The sequence below is a fragment of the Actinomadura sp. NAK00032 genome, from assembly GCF_013364275.1.
Lineage (GTDB): Bacteria > Actinomycetota > Actinomycetes > Streptosporangiales > Streptosporangiaceae > Spirillospora.
Window position 1 is genome coordinate 2,019,753 of sequence record NZ_CP054932.1, and the last position, 12,712, is coordinate 2,032,464.

Here is a 12,712-nt window from a genome sequence, read left to right on the forward strand (position 1 = left end):
GGCCGCCGAAGAGCGGGCCGCTGCACTGGGCGGCATGGAGAGATTCTCTGGACTGGTGCTGCGGCACAGACTCCTGGTCACACTGATGTGGCTGGCACTGACCTGCGCGGGCGCGCTCGCCGCCACGCAGGTCACCGACCGGCTCAAGGAGGACTTCGCGCCGCCGGGGTCGGCGGCGCGCGACGCCAACGAGGCGATCGCCCGGCAGTACGGGACGGGCGGCGCGCACACCCCGCTCGTCCCCGTCGTCACCCTCCCGGCCGGGCAGACCGCCGACTCACCGGCGGCGAAGGCGGCTCTCGGGGAGGCCTTCGGCACGGCCGGACGGAAGCTGGACGCCCGCGTCGTCTCCTACGCCTCCACCGGCGACGGCAGGTTCGTCTCGCCCGGCGGGCGGACCACCTTCGGCCTGGTCTTCCCGCACAATGAGGCGGCCGCCGACGGGGCCGCAGACGAAGGGCCCGACCTCAGCGAGCCGCTCCGGCAGGCGCTGCTGTCCGCGCTGCCGTCCGGCGCGACGGTCCATGTGACGGGCATCGACGGCCTCGCGGAGGGCGCGGGCGGCGAGGGGCCCAGCGTGCTCGTCGAGACCCTGGTCGGCGGCGTCGGCGCGCTGGTGGTGCTGGCCTTCGTGTTCGGGTCGTTCCTGGCGGTGGTCCCGCTGGCGATCGCCGTGGTGTCGATCCTGACCTCGTTCCTCGTCGTGTACGGGATCACCGGCGTCACCGACGTCAACTTCATGGTGCAGTTCGTGGTGGCGCTGATCGGGCTCGGCGTCGCGGTCGACTACTCGCTGCTGCTGGTGACCCGGTGGCGGGAGGAACGCGCGCGCGGCCACCGGGGCGAGGAGGCCGTGCGGCGGGCGATGGCGACGGCCGGGCACGCCGTGCTGTTCAGCGCGGTCGCGGTCGCCATCGGGCTGACCGCCATGCTCGTCGTCCCGGTCGGCTTCCTGCGCAGCGTCGCGCTCGGCGGAATGATCATCCCGATGGTGAGCGCGCTGGCGACGCTGACCCTGCTCCCGGTCGTGCTGGCGACCGTCGGGCCGTTCCTCGACCGGCCTCGCCTGCGCAAGGAGACCGGACCGAGCCGCGCCTGGACGGCCTGGACCCGGCTGGTGGTGCGGTTCCGCTGGGTGGCCGTGCTCGTCTCCACGGCGATGCTCGCCTGCCTGGCGTACGCGGCGCTCGGCCTGAACCTGGGCGAGGCGCACAGCGGCGCCATGGCCAAGTCCGGCCCGGCCTACGAGGGCCTGGCCGCCCTGCAGCGCGGCGAAGTGCCGTCCGGCGTCCTGACGCCCGTGGACGTGCTCGTGCCGCCGGGCACGGACCCGGCCGGGGTCGCGGCCGACCTGCGTTCGCTGCCGGGCGTGCACGCGGTCGCCGCGCCGGACGGCGACGCCTGGCGCAAGGGCGGCTCGGCCCTGGTCACCGTGCTGCCCGCAGACGAGGGCGGCACCGGCGCGGGCAAGGACACCGTGAAGGCCGTCCGGGCCGCCGTGCCACCGGGAGTGCAGGTGGGCGGCGGGACCGCCGCCGACCTCGACTTCACCGACAAGGTCTACGGGACGTTCCCGCTGATGCTCGCCCTCATCGGCCTGCTGACGTTCGTGCTGCTGGCCCGCGCGTTCCGCTCGCTCCTGCTGCCGCTGAAGGCCGTGCTGCTCAACCTGCTGTCGCTGGCGGCCGTGCTCGGCGCGACCGTGCTGGTCTGGCAGCACGGGCACGGCAGCGAGCAGCTGTGGGGGATCTCGGCGACCGGTTCCATCGCGGTGTTCGTCCCGGCGATGGTGTTCGCGTTCCTCTACGGGCTGTCGATGGACTACGAGGTCTTCATCCTCGCCCGGATGCGGGAGGAGTACGACCGCACCGGATCGACCGAGGCCGCCGTCGTCGAGGGCATCGGGCGGACCGGCCGCCTGGTGACCAGCGCGGCGCTGATCCTGTTCCTGGCGTTCGCCTCCCTGGCGGCCGCGCCCATCATCGAGGTGAAGATCTTCGCGACGGGCCTCGGGCTCGGCATCCTGCTGGACGCGACGGTCGTCCGCGCGCTGCTCGTGCCCGCGATGGTCGCGCTGCTCGGCCGCTGGAACTGGTGGCTGCCCGCCTGGGCGGCGGCGCTCCTGCGCGTCCCGCCGTCACCGGACGGCCGCGACCGCGCCGGGCTGGCCGAGGCCGGCGACCTAGTGCCGCACGCGCTGTCGGACCGGTCGCCCGGCTAATGCGGGGGCGGCATGGGGGAGGGCGTTGGACGCCGACGGGCAGCAGGAAGATCGCGAGTCGGCGCGTCCGCTCATGATCGCGGCGTGCGGCGCCTTCCCGCATCCGTACATGCACTCATCTGGTGGTGAGCGTGACGGCGATCGGCCGGTGGTCAGAGTGGCGGACGGCCGGGTTGGCGGCGTTCCGCCCGACCAGGCCGGACGTGACGAGCACATGGTCGATCTGCTCCGCCGAGTCCGGCGTGGTCGGGAACGGGCGGGACGGCGCGAGCGCGTCGGTCAGCCCGGCGCGCATCAGCACGTCCCAGGGGCGGGAGCCCGGCTCCAGGTTGAGGTCACCGGCGAGGACGACCTGCCGGCCGTCCCGCGCGGCGTCCCTGGCCAAGGCGCCGAGCTGCTCGGCCTGGCGCAGGTCGGACCAGTCCGAGGGCGGCTGCGTGTGCGTGGCGATCACCGTGACGTCGCGGCCCTGCCAGCGCAGCCCGACGGCGAGCGCCTGCGCGCCCGTCGGGCCGCCCTCGGCCAGCGGCATGTTCCGGACGGACGTCACCGGCAGGTCGGTGAGCAGCGCGTCGCCCCACACCTCGTCCGCCGCTGGCGCCCAGATCGCCCGCAGCCCCAGCCGCTCGGAGAGCAGCCGCAGCGAGTCGCGGCCGCCGTTCAGCAGCCAGGCGCGGTCGACCTCGCTGAGGACGACGACGTGCGGGCGCAGCGCGCGCAGGGCGTCCGCCTGCCGGGTGACGGTCATCGTGCCGTCCATGCCGTATCCCATGCGCACGTTGTAGGCGGCGAGCCGGAGCCCGCCGTCGTCGAGCGGTCGCCAGCGCGGCCCGGTGTCGCGCCACAGGGGGACGGCCGCCACCGCGAGGACGGCGACGACCGCCGCGCCCGCCGCCCACGGTTCGAGCCCGCGCTCCCGCGACGGGCTCGGGGCGCGGACGACCAGGGCGGCCACGCCCAGCGCGGTCGCCACGGGCACCCACTGGTTCGGGGTGCCGAGGTCGTAGGCGGAGTAGTAGGCGAACATCAGCACGACGAACAGCAGCCAGCCGCCCGCCATCGCCGTCCCGCGCCGTCCCGCCCGGTCGGGGCCGGGGACGGACGCGGCCCAGCCGAGGCACCCGGCCAGCGCGACCTGCCCGAGGACCTGGGCGGCCACCGTCCAGGCGGGGGAGACGCCGTGGACGCCGTCGATCGTGGCGCGCCCGGCGGCGAACCCGAGCACCGACAGCACGAGCCCGGCCGCCGGGACCAGCGGATGCCGCGTCCAGAACCGGGGCCGCGCCGCGACCGCCACGGACAGCACGGCCGCCGCCGCCACGACGGCCGCCGCGACACCGCCCGACCATCCCGCGCTGGCCTGCGCGTGCGCCGCGTTGCCCGTCCACATGCCCCACAGCAGGAACGCGGGACCGGCCGCCAGCCAGATCCGGGGCGCGGCGACGCCTTCGCTCCCGCCGGGCCGCCGCGCCAGCGCGAACGCGAACAACCCCAGGTAGGCGACGACCGGGATCCACGGCACGACGCCCGTCCGCCACACGAGGTCGATGCCCTCGACCGCCGCGTGCAGCGCCGTGGCCGCCGCGAGCCCGCCCGCGAACCCGGTCATCACCGGCGCGGTGTCCCGGACGGTCATGGCGGTCGCGGTCAGCCACACCAGCCCGCCGAGCAGGCCCGCGCTGGCCGCGTAGAGCTGGGGGTCGCCGCCGTCCGCGGCCTGGAGGACGACTCGCGCGACCACCATCAGCGCCGCGCCGCCGATCGCCAAGCGGCCTGCCGGGACCAGCCGCGCCAGCGGGACGGTGAGGAACGCGGCCACGAACCACGACAACGCGTACGCGCCCATGACCTCGGCCGGGGTCGAGCCCGCGCTGCCCACCAGCGTGATCAGCGACGGCAGGAAGACGTGCACCACGTCCGCCAGCACGACGACGCCCAGCAGGACGTCCCACCGGATACGCGACATGTACGCCCTCCCGCGCAGAATGCGAGAAAGTCTCACGTATCGGGTCGGGGCGCGCAAGAGGCGCCGGACGATCAGGCGCCGGCGGGCTGCGCCTCCGGGGCTTTGACCGGCTCCGGCTCCTCCGCCGTCTCCGCCGGCCGCCGTCCCCACGCCATCGCCGCCGCGAAGCACGCGAACGGCAGCGCGGGCAGCATGTACCGGTAGTCGAAATCGACCGTGATCGGGGGGACGGCCAGGAGCGTCACCCCGGACACCCAGAACAGCGCCGTCCGCGCGCGCGCCCGCCGCCACACGATGCCCGCCGCGCCCGCGAGCAGGACGACCCCGAGCACCGTCCCGGGTACGCTCACCCGCTCCTGGTAGCCGCGCATGAAGCCCGCGTACGGTTCGACGATGTGCGTCCGGCCGGTGCCGTGCGAGTACTCGTGGACGATCGTCCGCCGGTCCCCGCCGCCGAGCAGCTGGAGGTCGGGCTTGCGCGCGGTGGGCTTGGTGGGGAAGTGGTACCGGGCCTCGGTGCCGACCGTCGGGTACTGGGACCGGTGCCACGAGAACGTCCGGACGAAGAAGTCGTACGAGACGACCCGTGCGTAGTCCAGGGGCTGGTTCTGGATCGCCCAGAGCGCGAACCGCTGCGCCCGCGCGTTCGTCTCCTCGTCGAACGGCTTCCCGTTGGACCACCCGGTCGGCGAGTTGGCCTCCCAGATCTGGTGGGACGACGCGGGCCGGTCGCCCTTCTGCCCGTACGGGCACAGGTTCGCCAGGTCGGGCGGCGGGGTGTGCGCGTCGCAGTCGGCGAACGCGGCCGTCCGCCCCCACAGGAAGATGCCGTCCACCCCGGACATCGCGAACCGGCCGTGCTCCTGCTGGAACCACATCCCGTACGCGCCGACCGGCAGCACGAACGCCGCCGCGAGCGCCGCGTACACGGGCCACCGCGTCCGCCGCACCACCAGGTACAGGACGACGATCAGGAACAGCGGCACCCCGACCGTCCGCGTGACGGCCGCCACGCCCAGCAGCGCGCCCACCGCCGCCGCGCGCCGCCACCCGGTCGCCCCCGGCTTGGCCAGCAGCAGCATCGCCCCGAACACCAGGACGGTGAACAGGGTGTCCGACAGGAGCAGATGCTCCAGCTCGATCTGGAACGAGTCGAGCAGGATCGGCGCGACGGCCAGCGCCGCCCACGTCCGCCGCACCTCGAAGTCGCGGACGAGCATCCGGTAGCCGACCACCGCCAGCCCGAGGATCGCCGCGTGGTGCAACGCCGTGATCAGCGCCAGGCTGTGGAACGGCTTCAAGACCCACAGGAACAGCCCGTAGCCGGACGGCCGCAGCGGATGCGGGAACGGGTCGTCGGCGATCCGCAGGAAGTCGTAGCTGTCGTTGAACCACAGCACGCCCCGGAAGCCCAGCATGGTGACCACCCGCAGCACCACACCGGCGACGAGCACCACGGCGAACAGCCAGTGCCCCCTGATCGCGCCGACCACGGCACCGGCCTTCGCACGACGATCGGCAAGAGGGGCAAGCGGCACAGGGGAACCTTTGCTATGGACGTGCGGGCGGACGAATCCCGCGCCGGGCGATTATCGGCCGTTTCACGCCGGGGGCGGGCCTCCACGCTGCGTCACAGCAACCGCCCGCGCATCGGCCGCGATCCTACCAGCGCATCCGGCGGCGCCCCGGCCGTCCGTCCGCCGGGCGGCGACGGACGGGGCGCGCCCGGAGACCGGACGCGCCCCGCCTGCCGGCGTCGCCGGATCAGTCGTTGGGGACGAGCATGAAGGCGCGGGGCGAGGCCGTGCCGACGATGACGCCGTCGTCGCTGATCGCCGTGGCGTTGTAGAGGACGGTCCCCTTGGGCAGGTTCACGGTGACCTTGTTCAGGTCGGTCATCTTCCCGTCCTCCCAGATGAAGGCGCGGCGCCCGGCGCCCCCGCTGGAGTCGGTGTCGGAGAGGCCGACGATCTGGCCCCGGTTGTTGATCCCGCCCGCGAAGCTGGCGGGCCCGCCGAGGGTGCCGAGGTCGGTGATCTTCCCGTCGCTCCACCTGACGGCGTGCAGGTGGCCCGTGAGCTTCTGCGAGTCGCCGACGACCGTGCCCTGGTCGTTGACGTCGAGGGCGCGGGTGCCGGGGTACCCGCCGCCGCCCAGGGTGCCGAGGTCGCGCACCGTGCCGTTCTCCCAGATGACGGCCCGCTTCGCCCCCGACTTCGTCACGGCGGTGCCGACGACCTGGCCCCCCTCGTTGATCGCCGCGGCCTGGCTCTCGGTGCCGTAGGAGACGCCGCCGAGGCCGGGCAGGCGGCGCATCGCGCCGTCGGCGTCCCAGACGGCGGCGCGGACCGGCTGCCCGGCCTCGCGGAACGTTCCAGCCACGGTGTCGGACTCGTTGACGGCGAGCGCGGTGCTGCCGTTCGCGCCGCCGTAGGGGGCGCCGAGGTCGACCAGCTCGCCGTCGCGGTACACCACGGCGTGCGCGGGCTCGTTCGAGGCACCGCTGTAGGCGCTGCCCACGATGCGCCCGGCGTCGTTGACGCCCAGCGCGGTGATCATGGGCAGCCTGCCGATCTCACCGTCCTGCCAGACCACGGCGTTGTCGGCCGAGCCGACCACCACACCGCCGGCGTTCACGTCGTTGGCGATGCTGGAGGCGTAACCGGGCACGGATCCGAGATCGACGTAGGTGTAGGTCGTCGCCCGCTCACCGGCGTGGGCGGGCGCGGTGACCGCGGAGGCGGCCAGGGCGGTCGCGGCGGCGACGGTGGCGGAACGGCGCAAGAGTGTGCTTATCGACATGCCAACGATCTTGCTCACCGCCCGCGCCCGCCGACAGGCCGCCGACCATTACCAGGTTCTTACGGGCGTCGAGCAGCGGTGCGGCGGCCGACGCGCGGCGAGGGCACGCCACCGGCGCCCGGCCCCGCCGGACCGGGCGCCGATGCCGCTCACGTCACGCTCGGCCGAGGTGCCGCGCGAAGAACCGGACCGCGCTGTCGGCCTCGAACCTGGGCAGCTCCTTGTGCTTGCCCACGTTGGCGTGCAGCGTCTTCTCCGCAGAGGCGAAGGCGTCGAACAGCGCCAGAGCGGCCTGGCGCGGGATGTGCTCGTCGTCCCACTGGATGGCGAACTCCACCGGGACGGTGATCCGCTTCGCCGCCTCGGCCAGCCGGTCGGGCCAGTGGAGACCGAACACCCCGGCGGTGATCCGGGAGTCGGCCGCCGTCAGCGGGACGCCCACCGCCGTGCCCATGTTCAGCCCGAAGTAGCCGACCGGCCCGTCGGCGCCGATCTCGGGGAGCCGCTGGAGGGCGTCCAGCGCCGCCCGGTACTCCGGCACGGCGCGCTCCGCCAGGTGGGCGTTGTAGCGGACGACGACCGGGCCCTCCGGCTCGCCCGCCTCCCGCGCCCGGTACAGCGCGGCGATCTCCTCCTCGTCGTGCGCCGTGCGCGGCCGGTCGCCGTGCCCGGGGGCGTCGAGGACGGCGACGTGGAAGCCGCAGCCCTCCACGAGGAGGCGCGCGCGGCCCGACATCGCCGGGGACTTCTTGTGGTTGCCGCCGCCGTGGCCCAGCAGCACGAGCGGCGCGCGGCCGCTGCCGGCCGACCAGAGCACACCGGGGACGCCGTCCACGGTGAAGTCGCGTTCGATGACGCCGCCGGACGACGTCTCGGCAGTGAATCGCAAGGGATGCACAGGTGGTGCCTTTCGGGAGTGCCTGACTGTCGAGGCGCTCCCGGCGACCCCTACGTCAATCGCCCGACCGTGACGACGAGGGGAGCACCCACATCGGTACAGCGTTCATGGGGCTCACCTCCAAGTGTCAGAACACGGCCGACGGCAACCTATCAACCGGCCCGTCCGCGCTCCACTCCTTTATGGCGCGCGCACTCAGCACAGCTGCTCGGTGACGAACCGGACGCGCTCCTCGACGGGGACGCGGGGCAGTTCCACCAGCTCGTAGCCGTACTCGGCGTAGGTCGTGACCATGGACTCGTAGGTCCGTTCCGCCTCGGCCGGAGACTGCTTGCGTTCGGTGTCCTGCTCGTAGATCTCGGGCCAGGGCGGGGCGATGAACACGCGCCGCCGGTAGCGGAAGGTGCGCGCCGCGGTGTGCAGATGCGGCGGGACGGGCCGTCCCTCAAGGCGGAGATAGCCGACGATGTCGGGGATCCCGCGATCGAAGAGGACGGTCCCCGGCTGCGCCTGCATGCTGCGGTAGGAGCGCATCTCCCAGCAGAGCATCATCTCGGCGAACAGTTCGACGTCCTGCCAGGGCAGCGCGCGGCCTCCGATGGCCACCTGGTCCTGGATGACGCCTCGCCCGGCCTCCTGGGACCGCGCGAAACCCGCCCGCTCCAAGCGGTCGATCAAGGTGCTCTTCCCGGACCCGGGCCCTCCGGTGACCACAACGAACCCCTCCACCGCCGCAACCCCCTCTCCACGCCGCCAGAAACCCCGTCCCGGCCAGAGCCTCGACAAGCTGGCGGCCGTCCTGGCCGCCGCCTAGAACACCGATCACAAGGAGCTTCCCATGGGACGACTGATCATCAACGTGGCCATGACCGTCAACGGCGCCTTCGAGGCCCCCGAGGCCGAGCCGCAGGGATGGTTCGTCAACGACCCCGACAGCACGCGGTTCGGACGCGAGGTGTGGGAGGCGGCCGACGCCATGGTGCTCGGGCGCAAGACCTACGAAGGGCTGTCCGCCGTCTGGCCCCAGCTCGCCGACGTGCCCGGTTTCGAGGAGTACGCGGCCCGGATGAACGGCATGCCCAAGTACGTCGCGTCCCGGTCGCTGACCGGACCGCTGGACTGGAACGCCACCCTGCTCGACGGCGACCTCGCCGCGAGCATCCGCCGCCTCAAGGAGGAGCACGCCGGCAACCTGATCTCCCCGAGCGCCGGCGAGCTGACCCGCGCCCTCATCGCCGCCGACCTCGTCGACGAGTTCTGGTTCACCGTCAACCCCTACCTGTGGGCGACCGGCCCCCGCATCTTCGACGAGATCGGGCCCGTCCGCCTGCAACTCGTCAACACCACGACGTTCCCCTCCGGCGTGGTCCGCCTCTGCTACCGCCCCACCCCGCCGACCGAGTAACCGCCCGTCCCGCCGTCCACCGATCGGTGGACGGCAAGTTCAGCCGATCGATCCTGCCGGGGGCCCCGGCCCGTTTCAGAGGATGATCGTCATGACGAACTCCCAGCAAGAAGCACTTCTCGGTGGCGGCGGCGCGGCCGGTGCGCCCGCCTCTGCCGACGCCGTCCGGTTGACGTCGGTGCGCAAGGTCTACGGCAGTACGAGGAACGCCGTGGTCGCCCTCGACGGGGTGAGCGTCGGGCTGCGCAAGGGCGCCTTCACCGCGATCATGGGGCCGTCCGGCTCCGGCAAGAGCACGTTGCTGCAGTGCGCCGCCGGGCTGGACCGGCCGACGTCGGGCTCGGTGACGCTGGACGGCGTGGAGCTCACCTCGCTCGGCGAGCGGGAGCGGACCCGGCTGCGCCGCCGGCGGATCGGTTTCGTCTTCCAGGCGTTCAACCTGCTGCCCGCGCTGACCGTGCGCGACAACGTGGCGCTGCCGCTGCGGCTGGCGGGCCGCCGTCCCGAGCGCGGGGCGGTGGAGGAGGTGCTGGAGCGGGTCGGACTCGGCGGCCGGCTGGGCAGCCGGCCGGGCGAGCTGTCCGGCGGCCAGCAGCAGCGGGTCGCGATCGCGCGGGCGCTGATCACCCGGCCGGCGGTGCTGTTCGGGGACGAGCCGACCGGCGCGCTGGACACCGGCACCGCCCGGGAGGTGCTCGCCCTGCTGCGCGAGGCGGTCGAGGAGACGGGGCAGACGGTGGTGATGGTCACCCACGACCCGGTCGCCGCCGCGCACGCCGACCGCGCGCTGTTCCTCGCGGACGGACGCCTGGCCGGTGAGCTGGAGCTGCCGACCGTCGAGCGGGTCGCCGCGCAGATGACCCGCCTGGGCGCGGACGGAGCGGGCCGATGACCGCGATCGCGTTGCGCATGCTGCGGTTCCACAAGGGCGGTTTCCTGGCCTCGTTCGCCGCGCTGTTCCTGGGCGCGCTGATCGTGGTGGGCTGCGGCGGGCTGCTGGAGACCGGGATCCGCTCCGCCGCGCCGCCGCAGCGGCTGGCCGCCGCACCGATCGTCGTCACCGGCGACCAGCGCTACCACGGCACCGTCCAGGAGCTGATCTTCCCCGAGCGGGCCCGCCTGGACGCCGCCCTGACCGCGAAGATCGGCGCGGTGCCGGGGGTCGCCGCGGCGGTGCCGGACGTCTCCTTCCCCGCCGCGCTCGCCTCTCACGGCGCGGTCACCGGGCACAACTGGGCCTCGGCGCGGCTCGCCCCGCACCGGCTCGCGCAGGGCACCGCGCCGTCCGGCCCCGGGCAGCTCGTGCTGGGCGAGGACCTGGCCGAACGGGCCGGCCTGCACACCGGAGGCCGCGTCGAGCTGCTGGTGCGCGGCGCCACCGAACGGTTCCAGATCGTCGGGCTGGCCGCCGGCACCGCCGACGTCTTCGTCACCGACACCGACGCGGGCCGCCTGACCGGACACCCCGGCAAGATCGACTCGGTGGGCGTGCTGCTCGCGCCCGGCGCCGACGGCGGCCGCGTCGCGCACGCCGTGGAGTCCGCGATCGGGTCCGGCCCGGCCGTGCTGACCGGGGACGACCGGGGGCGCGCCGAGGACCCCGGCCTGATCGAGGGCACCGACGACCTGATCCCGCTCGCCGCCGCGTTCGGCGGCCTCGCGGCACTGGCCATGGTGTTCGTGGTGGCCGGCACCGTGGGCCTGTCGATCCGGCAGCGCGAGCGCCAGACCGCGCTGCTGCGCGCGGTCGGCGCCACCCCCGGCCAGCTCCGCAGGATGATCCTGGCCGAGACGATGATCCTCGCGGTGGCCGCGACCGTGCCGGCCTGCCTCCTCGCCCCCTGGTTCGGCGGACGACTGCTGAAGGCGTTCACCCACGGCGGCGTGGTCTCCGACGCGGTCGCGTTCCGCTCCGGTGCCTTCCCGCTGATCGCCGGCGCCGGTCTCGCCCTCGCCGCCGCGCTGGGCGCCGCCTTCATGGCCGCGCACCAGGCGGCGCGCACCCGCCCGGCCGAGGCGCTCGCCGAGGCCGCGCTGCAACGCCGCTGGTTCAGCGCCGGCCGGGTCGGTCTCGGCGTGCTGTGCCTGGGCGGCGGCGCCGCGCTCGCGGTCGGCACCGCCGGGGCAGACGGCCCCGACGCCGGCGGCGTCGCCACCCCCGCCGCGCTGGTCTGGACGATCGCGTTCGGCCTGCTCGGCCCCGTCCTGGCCCGCGCCATCACCACCGCCCTGGCCCGTCCGGTCCGCGCGCTGTCCGGCCTGACCGGAGAACTGGCCACCGCCAACGCCCGCGCCCGCACCGCCCGCCTCACCGCCGCCGTGATGCCGGTCATGCTCGCCAGCGGACTGGCCCTCAGCCTGACCTACCTGCAGACCACCCAGTCCGACGGCAACCGCCGCGCCTTCGAGCAGGCCCAGCGCGCCGACCTCGTGCTCACCTCCACCGCCGGCGGGATGCCCCTGGACACCCTCGACACCGTCCGCGCGATCCCCGGCGTCGCCGCCGCGACCGCCCAGATCCCCAGCCGGGGCTTCATCGAGCCCACCGCGGCGCCCACGCCCTCCGGCGGCGAGGAAGAGGAATCGGCCGGTCCGCAGCCCACCGAACTCGCCCTCCAGGGCATCACGCCCCAGGGAGCCGATCGGACGACCTCCTACCGCGCCGCCACCGGCACCCTGACCGCACTCCAGGGCGACACCATCGCGCTGCCCACCCGCTACGCCACCGGACACCGGATCGGCGACGCCATCCCGATGCGCCTCGGCGACGGCACCCGCACCCGGCTCAAGCTCGTCGCCACCATCGACGCACGGCGCGGCTACGAGACCGCTCTAGTACCGGCCGCGCTGCTGGCCCCGCACACCGGCACCGGACTCGTCCCGCAGATCCTCATCAGCGCCGAACCCGGCACCGACCGCACCGCGCTGGCCACCGCACTGACCTCCAGCGGCGGCCCCGGCCTCCACCTCGCCGACCGCGCCGCCCTGTCCGCCGCCCAGCAGGACCAGGACCGCACCCAGGCGACCATGGCCTGGCTCGTCCTCGCCGTCGTCGTCGGCTACGCGGTCATCTCCTTGATCAACACCCAGGCCCTCGCGACCGCCGAACGCCGCCGCGAGTTCGGGCTGATGCGCCTGGTGGGAGCCACTCGCCGGCAGATCCTGCGGATGATGGCCGTCGAAGCCACCCTCGTCGCCGCCGCCGGCATCACCCTCGGCCTCCTGATCGCCGCCCTCACCCTGGTCCCGACGGGCCTCAGCGTGCTGGACTCCCCCCTCCCGGGCGGCCCACCCTGGCTCCTGGCCGCGATCGCCGCCGCAGCCCTCGCATCCACCGTCCTCACCACCCTCACCACCACCCGCATCACCCTGCGAGGCGGCCCCCTAGAGCCCTGACCAGCGGCCCACCCGCCGTCCACG

The 12,712-nt window shown here is 74.2% G+C and carries 9 protein-coding genes; 4 read left to right on the plus strand and 5 right to left on the minus strand.

Annotation, left to right across the window (positions count from 1 at the left end):
- Positions 1–34 precede the first annotated feature (34 nt).
- On the plus strand, positions 35–2,221 hold the full coding sequence (locus HUT06_RS09385; protein WP_176195357.1) for an MMPL family transporter: 2,187 nt from the start codon (positions 35–37) through the stop codon (positions 2,219–2,221).
- 115 nt (positions 2,222–2,336) lie between these two features.
- On the opposite strand, the gene HUT06_RS09390 is transcribed toward HUT06_RS09385, so the two are convergent.
- From HUT06_RS09390 to HUT06_RS09410, 5 genes are all read right to left on the minus strand, one after another.
- Entirely contained in the window at positions 2,337–4,187 is a 1,851-nt protein-coding gene (locus HUT06_RS09390; RefSeq protein ID WP_176195358.1) for an endonuclease/exonuclease/phosphatase family protein, read from the minus strand.
- Between the two features lie 71 nt (positions 4,188–4,258).
- Positions 4,259–5,680: a hypothetical protein gene (locus tag HUT06_RS09395; RefSeq protein WP_176195359.1), complete on the minus strand. Its 1,422-nt coding sequence runs from the start codon at positions 5,678–5,680 to the stop codon at positions 4,259–4,261.
- A gap of 271 nt (positions 5,681–5,951) precedes the next feature.
- Positions 5,952–6,989, minus strand: coding sequence for a DUF3466 family protein (locus HUT06_RS09400; protein ID WP_176195360.1), 1,038 nt, complete (start codon positions 6,987–6,989; stop codon positions 5,952–5,954).
- 154 nt (positions 6,990–7,143) lie between these two features.
- A complete protein-coding gene (locus tag HUT06_RS09405; RefSeq protein ID WP_217711261.1) occupies positions 7,144–7,878 on the minus strand; it encodes an alpha/beta hydrolase in 735 nt (244 codons plus the stop codon).
- A 204-nt stretch (positions 7,879–8,082) separates the two neighbouring features.
- Positions 8,083–8,616, minus strand: coding sequence for an AAA family ATPase (locus tag HUT06_RS09410; RefSeq protein ID WP_176195362.1), 534 nt, complete (start codon positions 8,614–8,616; stop codon positions 8,083–8,085).
- 109 nt (positions 8,617–8,725) lie between these two features.
- Here HUT06_RS09410 and HUT06_RS09415 point away from each other — a divergent pair, with 109 nt between their 5' ends.
- From HUT06_RS09415 to HUT06_RS09425, 3 genes are all read left to right on the plus strand, one after another.
- Positions 8,726–9,292 (plus strand): dihydrofolate reductase family protein, encoded by a 567-nt coding sequence (locus HUT06_RS09415; protein ID WP_176195363.1) that lies wholly within the window; start codon positions 8,726–8,728, stop codon positions 9,290–9,292.
- A 91-nt stretch (positions 9,293–9,383) separates the two neighbouring features.
- Positions 9,384–10,184, plus strand: coding sequence for an ABC transporter ATP-binding protein (locus tag HUT06_RS09420; RefSeq protein ID WP_176195364.1), 801 nt, complete (start codon positions 9,384–9,386; stop codon positions 10,182–10,184).
- Positions 10,181–12,688, plus strand: coding sequence for an ABC transporter permease (locus HUT06_RS09425; protein ID WP_176195365.1), 2,508 nt, complete (start codon positions 10,181–10,183; stop codon positions 12,686–12,688). Before HUT06_RS09420 ends, HUT06_RS09425 begins: the two co-directional genes overlap by 4 nt.
- The last annotated feature ends 24 nt before the right edge of the window (positions 12,689–12,712 follow it).

Bases quoted from the DNA above. Each gene is read 5' to 3' on its own strand.
- HUT06_RS09400 (WP_176195360.1), bottom strand. From the start codon at position 6,989: ATGTCGATAAGCACACTCTTGCGCCGTTCCGCCACCGTCGCCGCCGCG.
- HUT06_RS09420 (WP_176195364.1), top strand. From the start codon at position 9,384: ATGACGAACTCCCAGCAAGAAGCACTTCTCGGTGGCGGCGGCGCGGCC.
- HUT06_RS09425 (WP_176195365.1), top strand. From the start codon at position 10,181: ATGACCGCGATCGCGTTGCGCATGCTGCGGTTCCACAAGGGCGGTTTC.
- HUT06_RS09385 (WP_176195357.1), top strand. From the start codon at position 35: ATGGAGAGATTCTCTGGACTGGTGCTGCGGCACAGACTCCTGGTCACA.
- HUT06_RS09390 (WP_176195358.1), bottom strand. From the start codon at position 4,187: ATGTCGCGTATCCGGTGGGACGTCCTGCTGGGCGTCGTCGTGCTGGCG.
- HUT06_RS09415 (WP_176195363.1), top strand. From the start codon at position 8,726: ATGGGACGACTGATCATCAACGTGGCCATGACCGTCAACGGCGCCTTC.